Source organism: Flavobacterium sp. YO12, assembly GCF_004119495.1.
Taxonomy (GTDB): domain Bacteria; phylum Bacteroidota; class Bacteroidia; order Flavobacteriales; family Flavobacteriaceae; genus Flavobacterium.
Window position 1 is genome coordinate 1 of the sequence record NZ_NRQU01000044.1, and the last position, 15,600, is coordinate 15,600.

Below are 15,600 nucleotides of genomic sequence, written 5' to 3' on the forward strand. Positions count from 1 at the left end.
ATCTAAATTACATATTTTATTCAAAATACTACAAATCAAACATTTAAAATAAAATATCCGATTGTGTTTTTTTCGTAATTTGCAATAATCAAAAAACTAAAATCAAAAGCTAACAAAACATTTTTTTTATTCTTATTCGTCTTAACTATTATTCATTCTCCAAAAAATCTTAATAATCCTTTTATAAAGATAACTATTGGGAACGACTGAGAGAAAATAAATCTAAGCCTCAAATATTCTGAGACTTTTTCTTTTGATTTTTTCCGAACTTTACATCCTTAAATAAATTAAAAATGAAAGCACTTACCTTCTCTACTTTTGGAGAATCAAATGTTTTAGAATATATCGAAATCCCAAATCCGCAGTTAAAGAGCAATGAAATTCTAGTTGAAATGAAAGCTATTGGATTAAATTTTGCGGATGTTTATAGACGAAAGGGAAATTATCATTTAAAAGGAAACCCACCTTTTATTGCTGGTTATGAAGGTGCAGGAATTGTTGTTGATTCTAATAATTCAGATTATAAAATAGGAGATCGTGTGGCTTTTGCCGATGTTCCTTTTGCTAATGCTGAATTAGTTGCTGTTAATACAAATCATGTTATTCCTTTGCCAGACGATATTTCATTTGAAACTGCTGCTTCTGTTTTACTGCAAGGTTTGACTGCACATTATTTAGCGACCGACAGCCATAAAACCACAAAAGACGAAACTGTTCTTATTCATGCTGCTGCCGGAGGCGTTGGTCAGCTTTTAACACAAATCAGTAAATTGCTGGGGGCGAATGTTATCGGTTTAACCTCATCTGCAGAAAAAGCAAAAACAGCAATTAAACATGGTGTTGATCATGTTTTACTATATAATGAGGATTGGAAATCAGATCTTTTAAAAATAATCCCAAATGGTGTTGATGTGGTTTACGACAGTATTGGAAGTACCTTAATGGAAAGCTTTGAAGTTACGAAAGAATGTGGTCAAGTTGTTTTCTTCGGAATGGCGGGCGGAGATCCTGAATTTGTAAATCCAAGAATGTTAATGGACAGTTCTAAAACTTTAACTGGAGGTGATTTGTGGAGTTATTTAAATTCTAAGGAAGAAAGAATAAAAAGAGCCAATCAACTATTTAATTGGATTTTAGATAAAAAAATCAAACTTTCAGAACCAACTTCATTCAAACTATCGGAAGGAAAAACAGCACATGATTTTTTAGAAAGCAGAAAAAGCACTGGAAAAATAATTTTAATCCCTTAATTTTTTTTCGCCACAAATTCATGAATTATTTAAAATAAAACGTGACTCGTGGCGAAAAATATACTTTACAATTGATCAATTTCTATTTTAGTCAATTCTGACAATTCTAAAATTCTATCAACTTCATTTTTATTAGCAACAAAAAATAGGTAACTATCTCCTTTTGTGTCATAACTCATCAACTCTAATTCTTGTTTCGCTAGTTCTTTTTGTATGTACGGAAACAAATCGTGACTGTAGGTTTCGTCAGGATAATCAAATTTAAAATCCTGATCAATCAAATCAGATACAATAGCCTCTGCTTCTTCTGCATCAAACTTCCAATCGCTGTGCCAGCTGTTTATACCTTCAAAAAAATCAAACTCATCATCGTAATCATAGTCCTCGATTCCTTCCTCAAAAGCTTCAAAAAGAATCTGTGCCTGATTTTCTAACAATTCATCTTTCATTTCTCCTCTTGAAATCAATCGCAAAAACTCTTGAAAATGCTCAACTGAAGTACTTTCAGCTATTAGACTTTCTGCTGAAGGTTTTACAACTTTTTCAGGTATTTCGGCTCCTAAATATTCGCAAATACCCTGCAAAACAATTTCAAAATCCTTAAAACCAATTTTCTGAATTTCATTAGTTGGTTCTTTTATATCGACTGCTTTAAGTTCTAAAAGTCCGCGTGTATAATCATAAAAATAGCTGTTATTATATAGTAATTTAAAATCGTTTGTTTCCATACTGTCAGTACAACAAAAGAAAACAATGAAATTATTTAAAACATGCTTCAAATGCTTTTTCATTTCTGGAGCAGGCTTTGAGAAAAATTCGATGTGAATGTAATAATAACTCAATCCTTCCTTTATCTCTTCATCTGAAAGCGGTCCTATATTTACCTTTTTATATACCTCATTTAAAATTTCGTATGCATTATTAAAACCTGCTTTTTAATTTCTGCTTTTCCTTCATCATGATCAAATGAATCTGGAATTGAATATAAGGTTACAGAAACAGTATCATGAATTCCCTTCATTTTGAAATTCAACCTGCTTGATTCGTGGTATAAATGAGAATAAACTTCGTATAAAACATCAAAAGAAACAATCGACTTTGGGTCATTATTTCTATTAAACAAATTAGAAAAAAAACTGCTCATTGAAATTGGTATTTAAAAAATCGAAATAATAGTAAAATTAAGTATTCAAAACTATGGTTTATTTACTACAAAAAGAACAAACCAATATGTTTTTTATATTCAATACATCATACTAAGCAACTTTTAAATAAGTATAAAAACGTTGTAACAAAAAACAAGCTCTTATTTCAATGTTTCTGCAATCATCAAAGCGCATTTCTCTCCGTCAATTGCTGCAGAAATAATTCCTCCTGCATATCCGGCTCCTTCTCCACAAGGATACAATCCTTTTATCTGTAAGTGCTCTAAAGTTTGAGCATCTCTCGGAATTCGTACTGGCGATGAAGTTCTGCTTTCTGGTGCGTGTAAAATTGCTTCATTGGTCAAGTAACCTCGCATTGATTTACCAAACTCTTTAAAACCTTCACGTAAAATCTGCGATAAAAATCCTGGAAAAACCTGTCCCATTTCGACAGAAGTTGTTCCGGGAACATATGATGTTTTTGGAATATCTGCAGAAACTTTGTTCTGTGTAAAATCAACCATTCTCTGAGCTGGAACTTTTTGAGTTTGTCCAGCTAAATGCCATGCTTTTTGTTCAATGCTTTTTTGAAATTCCATTCCAGCAAGAGCACCAAATTTTGCAAAAGGTTTAAAATCTTCTAGCTTCAACTCAATTACAATTCCTGAATTTGCTGTTGCTTGATCTCGTTTGGATGGCGACCAGCCGTTTGTAACTACTTCACCTGGACTTGTAGCACAAGGTGCAATTACTCCACCCGGACACATACAAAACGAATACATTCCACGACCGTTTACTTGTTTTACTATTGAATATGGAGCCGGCGGCAAATGTTCACCTCGATAATCACAACTGTATTGAATACTGTCGATTAATTCCTGTGAATGTTCTGCACGCACTCCTAAAGCAAAAGGTTTTGCTTCGATTAAAATTTTCTTTTTATCTAATAATTCAAAAATATCTCGCGCTGAATGTCCAGTTGCTAATATTAATTTATTAGCGAGAATTTTATCTCCATTTTGAGTTACAATTCCTTCAACTTCATTGTTTTTTACTAAAATATCCGTTACTCGAGTATCAAACAAAACTTGGCCTCCAAACTCAATGATTTTATTTCGAATATCCTCAATAATTTTCGGCAGTTTATTAGTCCCGATATGTGGATGTGCTTCAATCAAAATATCTTCTGAAGCGCCAAAAGCAACCAAAAGTTCTAAAATCCTAGTAACGTCACCACGTTTTTTAGAACGTGTATACAATTTTCCATCAGAGTAGGTTCCTGCACCGCCTTCACCAAAACAATAATTTGAATCTTCGTTTACGATATGTTCTACATTTATTGCTTTTAGATCGCGTCGGCGTCCGCGAACATCTTTTCCTCGTTCTAGTACAATTGGTTTCAAACCTAATTCAATTAATTGCAAAGCGGCAAAAAGCCCAGCTGGACCTGCACCAACAACAATCACTTCTTGTGCAGAAGAAACGTCCTTATATATAGGTAGTTCAATTTTGGTTTCCTGAAAAGGTTCGCCTTTTAAATATATTATAACTTTCAAATTGATTTTTATCGCTTTTTGACGAGCATCAATCGAACGTTTTAAAATTGTAATATGCTGAATTTCGTTGGGAGAAACCTTTATTTGTTTTGATAAATAATCTTTAAGCAACAATTCGTTTGCTGCAGTTTCTGGAGTTACCTGAAGTAAAAGTTCTCTTGGCATTGTATCTTATTTATTAGCTTTTCTTTCTATGAAAAGAAGATGCAAAAATAACATTTTAAAATGAGATTTTATGTTTCCTAAAAAAATTGCACGCAGATTAATACTGATCAAAGCAGATTTTATCCTTAATCTATTTTTTACAGATTTTTTGATTAAAAAGATTTCTTTAAGAACAGGTTAGACGCTGCAGTGCATCTCTACACAAAAAAACTTAGACCCGAAGCTTCGGGATAGCATCTCAGAATCTTAGAACCTTAAAAAAAGACTTTGTACCTTTGCCGCTCTGAACCTTTGTACCTTAAAAAATGTCAAGAAAAATAAAACTTATCTGGGATTTTCGTGGCCCAGCTTCTGCAAAAACAGCCGAACATCATGAAATTCATTTAAAAGAATATATCACAATCGAAAAACTTCCTTTAAATATTACGGGATTTAAAATCATCGACGATATGTACGCCATAGCTTTTATGGTGGTAACCGATGAAAATATGATTCAAGTTAGAGATGCTTTGAAACCACATCGAGGAGAATTATACGAAAGTTAAAATTCCAACCTCTTTGAGAAACTCTAAATAAAAAATTCCAAATTCCAATTACATCAGTAGTTTTGGAATTTGGAATTTATATTTTAAGTTTTTTTGTTTTGGAATTTGCTTTCTTTAATTCGCGACCTCGCTGATAAACTTAATACGCATTAAACGTAATTCATCAATATCGTAATCACCGTCGAATTCTTTTAATGCATCCTCGATTTTGTCTGATTCTGATTCCATGAAATAATCGTGAATTTCTTCCTGCTGATCATCATCAAGCATATCATCAACCCAATATTTGATATTCAGTTTTGTTCCTGAATATACAATTTGCTCCATTTCTTTAATTAAAGCATCCATCGAAAGTCCTTTTGCAGAAGCGATATCGCTTAAAGGCAATTTTCGATCGATATTCTGAATGATATACAATTTATTGGCAGAATTTACACCGGTAGATTTTACCACTAAATCGTCTGGACGAATAATATCATTATCTTCAACATATCTGCTGATTAAGGTAACGAATTCGCTTCCGTATTTTTTAGCTTTTCCTTCTCCAACTCCGTGAATGTTGTACAATTCAGTTAATGAAATTGGATATTTTAAAGCCATATCTTCAAGCGAAGGATCTTGAAAAACAACAAATGGTGGAACACCTAATTTTTTAGCTACTTTTTTACGCAGTTCGCGCAGCATTCCCATCAAAACTTCATCGGCTGTACCTGATGATTTTGATGATGCAACAATAGCTTCATCATCAGCTTCACTGTATTCGTGATCTTCTGACATCAGGAATGAAACTGGTTTTTTGATAAAATCTAAACCTTGTTTGGTAATTTTTATGACACCATAAGTTTCAATATCTTTTGACAAATAGCCGCTTACTAAAACTTGTCTAAGCAAAGCCATCCAATATTTCTCGTCATGATCTGAACCTGAACCAAAGAAAGACTGCGTATCTGTTTTATGCGCTTTTATAACGGCATTGACACGACCTATTAAGGTAAAGACAATTTCTTTTGACTTATATATATGTTTGGTATCGCGAACAATTTCAAGCAATTTAACCACTTGATCTTTAGCTTCAACTTTATTCTTAGGATTACGAACATTGTCATCCATATCTGCGCCTTCACCAGTTTCGCTGTCAAATTCTTCACCAAAGTAATGGAGTAAAAATTTACGGCGTGACATTGAGGTTTCTGCATAAGCAACAACTTCCTGTAAAAGGGCAAAACCAATTTCTTGTTCAGCAACTGGCTTACCTGACATAAATTTTTCTAATTTCTCTACATCTTTATAAGAGTAATATGCCAAACAATGTCCTTCGCCGCCGTCACGACCTGCGCGGCCTGTTTCTTGGTAATAACTTTCTAATGATTTTGGAATATCGTGGTGAATTACAAAACGAACATCGGGTTTATCAATACCCATTCCGAAAGCAATCGTTGCAACAACTACATCAACGTCCTCCATTAAAAACATATCCTGATGTTTTGCTCTTGTTTTTGCATCTAAACCAGCGTGGTAAGGAACAGCGCTAATTCCGTTTACTTGTAAAACCTCAGCAATCGATTCTACTTTTTTACGGCTTAAACAGTAAATAATTCCTGATTTGCCTTTATGTTGTTTGATAAATCGAATAATATCCGACTCAATATTTTTAGTTTTTGTACGTACTTCGTAATATAAATTAGGTCTGTTAAACGAAGCTTTAAAGGTATTTGCATCTACCATATCCAAGTTCTTCAAGATATCTTCCTGTACCTTTGGTGTGGCAGTAGCAGTAAGTCCAATAATTGGCACTTTACCTAATTGTTTAATTATGTTTCTAAGATTTCTGTATTCTGGTCTAAAATCATGACCCCATTCTGAAATACAATGCGCTTCGTCGATAGCAACAAATGAAATGGGTACGCTTTGCAAGAAAGTAACATATTCTTCTTTTGTTAAAGATTCTGGAGCTACATATAAGAGTTTAGTCAATCCAGATGAAATGTCTTTTTTAACTTGTGCAATTTCTGTTTTAGTAAGTGAGGAATTCAGTACATGTGCAATTCCGTTTTCTGAAGAAAGGCTTCGAATTGCATCTACCTGATTTTTCATTAGAGCAATTAAAGGAGATACAACAATGGCTGTTCCTTCCTGAATTAAAGCGGGTAATTGATAACAAAGAGACTTTCCTCCGCCAGTAGGCATAATTACAAAAGTATTCTTTTTATCTAAAATACTCGTAATGACTTGCTCTTGCAAGCCTTTAAATTGGCTAAAGCCGAAATACTTCTTTAATTCCTTATGTATTTCAATTTCGTTTGAATTCATTCTTTATTTAAATGGATATTTTTGTATAAATTTGCAACACATAAAGATACAACTTTCTTTTATACATACAAATTTTAAATATTCTGTTTTGATCACAAAAGAAAATATATTGGCGATTGCCAAAAAAACCATACTCTCTGAAAGTGAAGCAATTACAAAGTTAATCGATTTTCTTGATGAAAATTTCTTCGAAGCAACCCAGCGCATATATGAAACTAAAGGTCGTTTGATCGTTACCGGCATAGGAAAAAGCGCCATTATTGCTCAAAAAATGGTTGCTACTTTCAACTCTACCGGAACGCCTTCTATGTTCCTGCATGCTTCAGAGGCAATTCATGGCGATTTAGGAATGATACAAAATGAAGACATCATTATTTGCATTTCAAAAAGCGGCAACAGCCCTGAAATTAAAGTATTAGTACCGTTATTAAAACGCTTTGGAAATACTTTAATTGCTATTACTGGAAATATAACTTCGGCTTTGGCCAAAGGTTCTGACTATGTTTTAAATACTACCGTAGATACTGAGGCCTGCCCTATTAATCTGGCTCCAACAAACAGCACGACTGCACAACTTGTAATGGGAGACGCGCTTGCTGTATGCCTTATGGAAATGCGTGATTTTAAACCAGAAGATTTTGCGGTTTATCATCCGGGAGGTGCTTTGGGCAAAAAATTACTGCTTCGCGTAAAAGATATGATTGAGCATTCGTTAAAACCAATGGTAACTCCTGAAACATCTGTTAAAAAGGTAATTTTTGAAATCTCTGAAAAAAGACTTGGTGTTACGGCAGTTATCGAAAATGATAAAATCGTAGGCATTATTACTGATGGAGACATAAGAAGAATGCTGAATGACAGAGATTCTATTGCAGATTTGACTGCTAAAGATATTATGTCTAAAAACCCAAAATTAGTATCTTCAGAAACTATGGCTGTTGACGCCTTAAATATTCTTGAAGATTTTTCTATAACACAGCTTATCGTTGCAGACAACGGCGAATACAAAGGAGTACTGCATTTACATGACATTTTAAAAGAAGGAATCGTATAATGGCAAAGAAAAATCTTGGCGAAATGTCATTTTTAGATCATCTTGAAGAACTAAGATGGTTATTGGTTAGAAGTACTTTTGCTATATGTATTATGGCATTTGTTACTTATTTTATTAGTGATTATTTATTTGATGAAATTATTTTAGGTCCAACAAGGCCTACTTTTTTCACTTATCAATGGTTCTGCGACTTATCTCATCAATTAGGATTTGCTGACAGTATTTGTATTACTGAATTGAATTTCATTATTCAGAATACAGAAATGGAAGGACAGGTTAATATTTTTGTATGGATGTGTCTTTTAGCTGGTTTTATTTTAAGTTTTCCTTATATTTTATGGGAAGTTTGGAAATTCATAAGTCCTGCATTGTATGAAAAAGAAAGAAAAAATGCGAAGGTTTTTATATTTACTTCTTCGTTACTTTTCTTCTTAGGAGTAATATTTGGTTATTATGTTGTAATACCAATGTCAGTAAATTTCGTCGCTACTTTCTCTATAAGTAAAATGGTTGTAAATCAATTTACAATAGAATCTTATATGGGAATGGTGAAAACGAGTATTCTGGCGAGCGGATTGTTTTTTGAACTTCCAATTATCATTTATTTCTTAACTAAATTAGGTTTAGTAACTCCTGATTTTTTAAGAAAATATTGGAAATATGCTGTTGTCATCATCTTAATCGTAGCTGCAATTGTTACTCCGCCAGATGTAGTGAGCCAAACCATTGTAGCAATACCAATGCTACTCATCTACGAAGTAAGTATTCTAATATCTAGAATTGTTTATAAAAATAAATTAAAAGAAAATGTCTGATATTATTCAAGAATTCAATGACTACCGTTCTAAAATGAACGAAAAATTGCTTGCTGATAACAATAAAATTGTAAAGCGAATTTTTAATCTTGACACTAATGCTTATGCACCGGGAGCTCTTGATGTAAAAACCAAAGAACTTTTAGGTTTAGTAGCTTCTGCCGTTTTGCGTTGTGATGATTGCGTAAAATATCATCTTGAAACAAGTCATAAAGAGGGCGTTACTAAAGAAGAAATGATGGAAGCGATGGGAATTGCAACCCTTGTTGGAGGAACAATTGTAATACCGCATTTAAGAAGAGCTTACGAATTTTGGGAAGCTCTTGAAGAAGCTGAAACTAAATAATTGTTAATAGGTTTATTTGTTGAATCGTTTATTCGTTAATTTGTGGCGAATAAACGATTTGAACGTTTAAACGATTAAACTAAAAAAATGAAATTAAGAGCCGATAATTTAATCAAAACCTATAAAGGCCGAAGTGTTGTAAAAGGAATTTCTGTTGAAGTAAATCAAGGAGAAATCGTTGGACTTCTAGGACCAAATGGTGCTGGAAAAACAACTTCTTTTTATATGATCGTAGGATTGGTAAAACCAAACTCGGGAAATATTTATCTTGACGATTTGAACATTACTGATTACCCGATGTACAAACGTGCGCAACAAGGAATTGGCTATTTGGCACAAGAAGCATCTGTTTTTAGAAAATTAAGTATTGAAGACAACATCTTGAGTGTTTTACAGCTTACTAAACTTACTAAGGAAGAACAATATGCCAAAATGGAAAGCTTAATCGAAGAGTTCAGTTTAGAACATATTCGCACGAATAGAGGTGATTTACTTTCTGGTGGTGAGCGTCGTCGTACCGAAATTGCTCGCGCATTAGCAACTGATCCAAAATTTATTTTGCTTGATGAACCTTTCGCTGGAGTTGACCCTGTTGCGGTTGAAGATATCCAGAGAATTGTGGCACAATTAAAGAACAAAAACATCGGAATCTTAATTACTGACCACAACGTTCAGGAAACTTTAGCCATTACCGATAAAACATATCTAATGTTTGAAGGAGGAATCCTTAAAGCAGGAATCCCAGAAGAGCTGGTTGAAGACGAAATGGTTCGCCGTGTTTATCTTGGACAGAACTTCGAGCTTCGTAAGAAGAAATTGGAATTCTAATTTATAGCATTTAGTGTTCAGGTTTTTAGTGATCAGTTCATGAAAAGCAAAAAATGATCAGTTTTTTAGTACTCAGTTTCCAAGCTGAGACTAAAAAACTGTTTTTTTTTTGAAAAAGGCTGGATAACTAAAAAACTGAACACTGATTACTATTACTCTACAGTAATAAACTGCAATTGTTGTAAATCACCATTATAAATATTCACATCTACGCGATGTTTTATTCCCGGCAGAGAGGCTTTTTCTGTAAACTGCCAAAACAGCCAGTCTTCATCTATTTTTTCTCTATAGAAGTTGTAGTTTGCTATCCAAAATAAATATTCTCCAAATTCTTCTTTCAAAAAATCTGAATAATAACGTTCTCCTGAATAAATTATAGGACGAACTTGATAATGTGCTTCTACTTTATTAAGCCAGCGCTTTAATCCTTTTTTTAAACTATCTATAGATTGATTTTTTGGAAGCTTTTCTATATCAAGAACCGGCGGTAAATCACCTTTTTTCAACTTTACTGTTTTTATAAAAAGATCTGCTTGCTCGATAGAATTTTCATTCGGGCGATAATAGTGATAGGCGCCTCGTATGATTTTATTTTTTTTGGCCTCTTCCCAATTGTATTTAAACTGTCTGTCAACTCTATCATTTCCTGCTGTTGCACGAATAAAAACAAATTGTACAGGATATTTTTCTTCAAGAACCTCAACCTCATCCCAATCGACAGTTCCTTGAAATTCAGAAACATCAATTCCAATTACTTTTCCTTTATGATTTTCAAGAACTTGAATATTTCTAACGTCTGAAAGATGTTTGTCTACCTCATCTTCTTCTAAAACTTTATCTGATTTGAAACCCAAATAATAAGCCAATCCAGAACGATAATGATAAATTGTTCCAATGAAAATTAATCCTAAAAAACTAAATATAATGAAACGGATTAATTTACTAAAAACAGATCTGGCAGGTTTCGTTTTTCGTGTGTAAGAAGTTCGTCGTGTCGTTTTTCTTGCCATTCGAATAAAACTACTTTTTCAAAAACATATTATTTATGATCGATAATAATACATAAAAAATAATAATTAAAGGAACTGCTCCAAATTGAAACAATAAAAGCAATACTAAAGAAATAACTAAAAATCCAATTTGCAATGCATTATCTTTAAGATTGAATTTCTTAAATTTTAAAGAAAACAACGGAATTTCGGCATTCAAAATATAGGCACTGCATAAAGTAATTGCAAGTAAAATCCATTGATTACTCAGAATTTCTAACATTATTAATGAATCTGAAAATTTCAGAACCAAAGGCAGACTCAAAATAAAAAGAGCATTCGCCGGTGTTGGAAGTCCAATAAACGAATCGGTTTGTCGTGTATCAATATTAAAATTTGCCAAACGGTAGCAAGACCCTAATGTTACTATAAATCCTAAAAAAGGAATAAACTCGGATCCAATTATATCATGTGGATGTGCACTTTTTACAAATAAAGAATACATTACATATCCTGGAGCAACACCGCTGGTAACCATATCTGCAAGTGAATCTAATTGAAGTCCAAGCGGACTTGAAACTTTAAATAATCTGGCAAAAAAACCATCAAAAAAGTCAAAAAAGATTCCTAAACAAACCATATAAAAAGCCATTTCATAATTAGCTTTAGAAATAAAGACAACAGCTATACAACCACAAAAAAGATTAATTAATGTAATTAGATTTGGAATGTGCTTTTTAATATTCATGTTTTATAAATTTTGATAATCTTGGTCAACAAATTTAGCATAATATGTCCATGAAAAACATGTTTTTACAATTGTTTTTTAATACAAATTAAAGCTTTATCAATATTTCTCGAAACGAAGAAATTAGATGCATAAATTATTATATTTTTGAAAAAAATAAAAACAGGCTCTCGTCTGCAAAAAAATATCAGTTGAAGAAACTTTTAACGTTTTTACTATTTTGGAGTTTTACTTCTCAGTATGCACAAACTGTTCGAAAATACTCGAATGAGTTTATGAATATTGGTGTCGATGCGGCGGCGTTAGGAATGTCGAGTGCTGTTACTGCATCTACAAATGATGTTAATGCGGTTTATTGGAATCCTGCTGGTTTAACGCATCTCGAAGATCATCAAATTTCATTGATGCATGCCAGTTATTTTGCCAATATTGCACAGTATGATTTCATAGGATATGCAAGCCCAATTGATGATCAAAGTGCTTGGGGAATTTCGATGATTCGTTTTGGTGTTGATGATATTCTTGACACAACACAGTTAATCGACAATCAAGGAAATATTGATTACAATCGAATTCGTTTATTTTCTACGGCTGATTATGGCTTTACTTTTTCTTATGCTAGAAAACTGCCTGTAGACGGATTTCAATATGGTGTTAATGCAAAAATAATTAGACGAATTATTGGGAAATTTGCCAATTCTTGGGGATTTGGTTTTGATGTGGGATTGCAATTCGAACGCAATAATTGGAAATTTGGCTTAATGCTTCGTGATATTACTACTACTTATAATGTCTGGAATATTGACGAAGATGAATATGCCAAAATCGCAAATGCAATTCCTGGCGAAAACAATGAACTGCCAGAAAGTACAGAAATTACTCTGCCAAAAGCGCAATTAGGAGTTTCTAAAAAATTTGAATTCCATAATGATTACAGTCTTATGGCAGCGGCCAATTTAAATATGCGCTTTGAGCAGACAAATGATATTATTTCATCAAAAATAGTGAGTATTGATCCTGCTGTTGGTTTTGAATTTGGCTACACTGATTTAGTTTTTCTAAGAGCTGGCGCTGGAAACTTTCAAAATGTAATGCAATTAGATAATACTGAAAAATTAAATTTTCAGCCTAATATTGGGCTGGGTTTCAAGTATAAAGGTATCCAAGTAGATTATGCCTTAACTGATTTAGGAAATCAAAGCGCAGCTTTATACTCAAATATTTTTTCACTAAAAGTAGATTTAGGTATCTTTAGATAATTTTTTCAAACCGTTCAACTTTTTAAAATTTTAAATCATGAAAAATGTCCTTTTCAAAAAAACACTTTTTAGTTTACTATTATTACTAAGTTTTATTGGTTACAGCCAAAATATTCCTTTATCGAAAGATGCTAAAGCAAGTGTGATTACTTGTGGTTTAGGTAATGAAACCTATTCTTATTTTGGACATACTGCGATTAGAATATCTGATCCTGCCAACAATATTGATGTTGTTTACAATTTTGGTGCTTTTGATTTTAGAACTCCAAACTTTGTAGCAAAATTTGCGAAAGGTGATTTACAGTATTTTGTAATTACACATTCTTTTTCAGAATTTCTAAACGAATATAATGAGGACAAACGAAGTGTTTTTGAGCAAGAGCTTCTTATTTCGCTAGATTTAAAGCAAAAACTTTTTGATAAACTAAATTCTGTTCTATTATCTGAAGAGCGTTATTATACTTACAAGTTCATTGACAAAAATTGTACTTCGATGGTGGTTGACATCATCAATTCAACTTTAAATGGAAATGTTATTGTTAAGAAAGAAGACACTGATAAAACATATCGTTCTATCTTATTCCCTTATTTTAATGGCCATTTTTATGATCAATTAGGAACTAGTATTATTTTTGGGACCAAAGTTGATCAATTGGGAACCAAAATTTTCCTGCCTTTTGAGTTAAAAAACAGTTTAGCAAAAACTACTTTTCAAAATCATCCTTTAGCAAAAGAGAGCCAAACGCTTTTGAGTTTTGAAAAAGAAACGCCATCCTCATGGTGGAATAACATTTATACTTATCTGATTATTTTAGGTTTTGTTGTTTTAGTACATAATAAAATTGTCGATAAAATCTACTTATTCATTTTGTCTTTAATAGGAGTGTTTTTTGTGATAATGGGATTTTATTCATTTCACCAAGAACTGGCAATGAATTATAATGTATTGCTGTTTAGTCCGCTACTATTGATTTTAATTCTTTTTTCAATTGCAAAAAACAAAAGATGGACTTATAGATTTGCGGTTTTACATCTAATCTTCTTGATTTTTTATGCTATTTTCCTAATCAATAAAGCACACTTTTTAATCGTTTTACCAATGATAATTACAAGTGGTTTTGTACTGGTAAGAGTTGCAATAAGAAACAAAAAACGTATTCCGATAATAATCTGATTACTGTCCACGATAAAACAAAACGGTAGTAATAGTTTTGAAAGTAATGCTTAAATCGAGAAAAATACTTCGGTGTTTAATATAGTATAAATCATACTGCAGCTTTATCAAACTCTCATCGATTGATTCTCCATAAGAATAATTGACTTGTGCCCAACCTGTAAGACCTGGTTTTATAACATGACGCGTTTCATAGAAGGGCATTATTTGAGCAATTTCCTTAACAAAAAAAGGTCTTTCTGGCCTTGGACCAATTACTGCCATATCTCCTTTTATAATATTGATAAACTGTGGTAATTCATCAATCCTTGATTTACGCATAAATTTACCAAATGGAGTTATTCGCTTATCATTTGAAACTGCAAAAACTGCGCTTTGTGCTTCTTGAGCCTCAATCATAGTTCTAAATTTATAAATTTTAAAAACTATTCCATTTTTACCTACGCGTTCTTGCGTATAAAACAGGCTTCCTTTATTTGCAAAAAAATTAGCTAAGAAAATAAGCGGTATAAAAACAATGCAGATTATTAAACCTGCAAATGAAAAAACAAATTCTAACAGGCGAATTAAAGACAAGTACAATTTATTGCTATTACTGCGGCTAAACGGGAAAAAACGATAAAAGTCTCTTGCAATATAATGCACTGGAATTCTCTGGGTTTTACTTTCATAAACCTGAGTATACTCTCTAATACTTTTTCCTGATTCAAGTAAACAAAGTAACTGTTGATACAAATCGGAGGTAATTCCATCTGTGTTTTGAGAGGCTATAACAATTTCAGAAATACCGTGATTTACTACAAAATCTTCTAGTTCATTTTTCTTGATTTCTTTTACATACTGAAAATCTGCATTCTCGTCAGAGATAGAATCGGAATTAACAAATCCTATAATTTTATAATGCGGATCGACATTTTCGAGTCCTAAAACCAATTCTTCAACTTGATTTTGACCGCATATTAATACGACGTTTTGTGAAAAGCGATGAGACGCTAAAAAGAAGGCATAAAAAAACCGCCACAGCAATATGGTAATTAATATTGTGAAATAAAAGACTAAGATAACCAGTCGCTGTTTTGGAAGTTCAGGGGATAATGTCGGCGTAAGAATATAAGTTAAAACAGTAATTGAGACAGCACAAATAACATTTTTAAATATTTGAAACGGATTACTCGCCACCTGTAAATTATAAATCTCAAAGACTACTCCAAAAACAGAGAGATAAACGATAAGAATTAAGGGACGATAGAAGGACTTTTTTTGAAAAGCAAAATAATTATAATCAAAAATGCTGTTTAATAAATACAAAACTGTCAAAACAAAAAAGACATCAAAAACAAAAAGTAATACTTTTCGTTCTGAGATTTCGAAGTGCATTTTTTTATTTGAGAACATTTACTTTTTAAGAGATTTAAA

At 32.4% G+C, this 15,600-nt stretch carries 15 protein-coding genes; 8 read left to right on the forward strand and 7 right to left on the reverse strand.

Going from position 1 to position 15,600, the window contains the following annotated elements; genetic code table 11:
• The first annotated feature begins 293 nt into the window (after positions 1-293).
• Complete coding sequence (locus BOW55_RS14310) at positions 294-1,250, forward strand: quinone oxidoreductase (RefSeq protein WP_129024664.1); 957 nt, start codon at positions 294-296, stop codon at positions 1,248-1,250.
• Between the two features lie 65 nt (positions 1,251-1,315).
• Here BOW55_RS14310 and BOW55_RS14315 read toward each other — a convergent pair whose 3' ends face one another.
• The 3 genes from BOW55_RS14315 to BOW55_RS14320 form a co-directional block, all read right to left on the reverse strand.
• Positions 1,316-2,041 (reverse strand): hypothetical protein, encoded by a 726-nt coding sequence (locus tag BOW55_RS14315; RefSeq protein WP_241686573.1) that lies wholly within the window; start codon positions 2,039-2,041, stop codon positions 1,316-1,318.
• 110 nt (positions 2,042-2,151) lie between these two features.
• A complete protein-coding gene (locus BOW55_RS21400) occupies positions 2,152-2,394 on the reverse strand; it encodes a hypothetical protein (RefSeq protein ID WP_241686574.1) in 243 nt (80 codons plus the stop codon).
• Positions 2,395-2,556: 162 nt separating this feature from the next.
• Positions 2,557-4,116: an NAD(P)/FAD-dependent oxidoreductase gene (locus BOW55_RS14320; protein WP_129024665.1), complete on the reverse strand. Its 1,560-nt coding sequence runs from the start codon at positions 4,114-4,116 to the stop codon at positions 2,557-2,559.
• A 305-nt stretch (positions 4,117-4,421) separates the two neighbouring features.
• Here BOW55_RS14320 and BOW55_RS14325 point away from each other — a divergent pair, with 305 nt between their 5' ends.
• Positions 4,422-4,661, forward strand: coding sequence for a hypothetical protein (locus tag BOW55_RS14325; protein WP_129024666.1), 240 nt, complete (start codon positions 4,422-4,424; stop codon positions 4,659-4,661).
• 114 nt (positions 4,662-4,775) lie between these two features.
• Here BOW55_RS14325 and recQ read toward each other — a convergent pair whose 3' ends face one another.
• Positions 4,776-6,971 (reverse strand): DNA helicase RecQ, encoded by a 2,196-nt coding sequence (gene recQ, locus BOW55_RS14330; RefSeq protein WP_129024667.1) that lies wholly within the window; start codon positions 6,969-6,971, stop codon positions 4,776-4,778.
• Positions 6,972-7,059: 88 nt separating this feature from the next.
• Here recQ and BOW55_RS14335 point away from each other — a divergent pair, with 88 nt between their 5' ends.
• The 4 genes from BOW55_RS14335 to lptB all read left to right on the forward strand — a co-directional run bounded on the left by BOW55_RS14335 (position 7,060) and on the right by lptB (position 10,014).
• Positions 7,060-8,025, forward strand: a complete 966-nt coding sequence (locus BOW55_RS14335; protein WP_164975037.1) for an SIS domain-containing protein — start codon at positions 7,060-7,062, stop codon at positions 8,023-8,025.
• Positions 8,025-8,840: a twin-arginine translocase subunit TatC gene (gene tatC, locus BOW55_RS14340; protein WP_129024668.1), complete on the forward strand. Its 816-nt coding sequence runs from the start codon at positions 8,025-8,027 to the stop codon at positions 8,838-8,840. The genes BOW55_RS14335 and tatC overlap by 1 nt, the downstream gene beginning before the upstream one ends.
• A complete protein-coding gene (locus BOW55_RS14345) occupies positions 8,833-9,186 on the forward strand; it encodes a carboxymuconolactone decarboxylase family protein (RefSeq protein WP_089055264.1) in 354 nt (117 codons plus the stop codon). Before tatC ends, BOW55_RS14345 begins: the two co-directional genes overlap by 8 nt.
• Positions 9,187-9,273: 87 nt before the next feature.
• Entirely contained in the window at positions 9,274-10,014 is a 741-nt protein-coding gene (lptB, locus tag BOW55_RS14350) for an LPS export ABC transporter ATP-binding protein (RefSeq protein WP_129024669.1), read from the forward strand.
• A gap of 152 nt (positions 10,015-10,166) precedes the next feature.
• Here the strand turns inward: lptB and BOW55_RS14355 are convergent, their stop codons facing one another.
• Positions 10,167-11,024: a glycoside hydrolase family 25 protein gene (locus tag BOW55_RS14355; RefSeq protein ID WP_129024670.1), complete on the reverse strand. Its 858-nt coding sequence runs from the start codon at positions 11,022-11,024 to the stop codon at positions 10,167-10,169.
• Positions 11,025-11,034: 10 nt separating this feature from the next.
• Positions 11,035-11,751, reverse strand: a complete 717-nt coding sequence (locus tag BOW55_RS14360) for a phosphatidylcholine/phosphatidylserine synthase (protein WP_129024671.1) — start codon at positions 11,749-11,751, stop codon at positions 11,035-11,037.
• A 275-nt stretch (positions 11,752-12,026) separates the two neighbouring features.
• Here BOW55_RS14360 and BOW55_RS14365 point away from each other — a divergent pair, with 275 nt between their 5' ends.
• Positions 12,027-13,010, forward strand: coding sequence for a PorV/PorQ family protein (locus BOW55_RS14365; protein WP_129024694.1), 984 nt, complete (start codon positions 12,027-12,029; stop codon positions 13,008-13,010).
• A gap of 37 nt (positions 13,011-13,047) precedes the next feature.
• A complete protein-coding gene (locus BOW55_RS14370; RefSeq protein WP_129024672.1) occupies positions 13,048-14,184 on the forward strand; it encodes a DUF4105 domain-containing protein in 1,137 nt (378 codons plus the stop codon).
• Here BOW55_RS14370 and BOW55_RS14375 read toward each other — a convergent pair whose 3' ends face one another.
• Positions 14,185-15,579 (reverse strand): exopolysaccharide biosynthesis polyprenyl glycosylphosphotransferase, encoded by a 1,395-nt coding sequence (locus BOW55_RS14375; RefSeq protein WP_129024673.1) that lies wholly within the window; start codon positions 15,577-15,579, stop codon positions 14,185-14,187.
• Positions 15,580-15,600 lie beyond the last annotated feature (21 nt).

Bases quoted from the DNA above. Each gene is read 5' to 3' on its own strand.
- BOW55_RS14375 (WP_129024673.1), bottom strand. From the start codon at position 15,579: ATGTTCTCAAATAAAAAAATGCACTTCGAAATCTCAGAACGAAAAGTA.
- BOW55_RS14360 (WP_129024671.1), bottom strand. From the start codon at position 11,751: ATGAATATTAAAAAGCACATTCCAAATCTAATTACATTAATTAATCTT.
- BOW55_RS14325 (WP_129024666.1), top strand. From the start codon at position 4,422: ATGTCAAGAAAAATAAAACTTATCTGGGATTTTCGTGGCCCAGCTTCT.
- recQ (WP_129024667.1), bottom strand. From the start codon at position 6,971: ATGAATTCAAACGAAATTGAAATACATAAGGAATTAAAGAAGTATTTC.
- BOW55_RS14315 (WP_241686573.1), bottom strand. From the start codon at position 2,041: ATGAAAAAGCATTTGAAGCATGTTTTAAATAATTTCATTGTTTTCTTT.
- lptB (WP_129024669.1), top strand. From the start codon at position 9,274: ATGAAATTAAGAGCCGATAATTTAATCAAAACCTATAAAGGCCGAAGT.
- BOW55_RS14370 (WP_129024672.1), top strand. From the start codon at position 13,048: ATGAAAAATGTCCTTTTCAAAAAAACACTTTTTAGTTTACTATTATTA.
- BOW55_RS14345 (WP_089055264.1), top strand. From the start codon at position 8,833: ATGTCTGATATTATTCAAGAATTCAATGACTACCGTTCTAAAATGAAC.
- tatC (WP_129024668.1), top strand. From the start codon at position 8,025: ATGGCAAAGAAAAATCTTGGCGAAATGTCATTTTTAGATCATCTTGAA.
- BOW55_RS14355 (WP_129024670.1), bottom strand. From the start codon at position 11,024: ATGGCAAGAAAAACGACACGACGAACTTCTTACACACGAAAAACGAAA.
- BOW55_RS14320 (WP_129024665.1), bottom strand. From the start codon at position 4,116: ATGCCAAGAGAACTTTTACTTCAGGTAACTCCAGAAACTGCAGCAAAC.
- BOW55_RS21400 (WP_241686574.1), bottom strand. From the start codon at position 2,394: ATGAGCAGTTTTTTTTCTAATTTGTTTAATAGAAATAATGACCCAAAG.
- BOW55_RS14310 (WP_129024664.1), top strand. From the start codon at position 294: ATGAAAGCACTTACCTTCTCTACTTTTGGAGAATCAAATGTTTTAGAA.
- BOW55_RS14365 (WP_129024694.1), top strand. From the start codon at position 12,027: ATGAATATTGGTGTCGATGCGGCGGCGTTAGGAATGTCGAGTGCTGTT.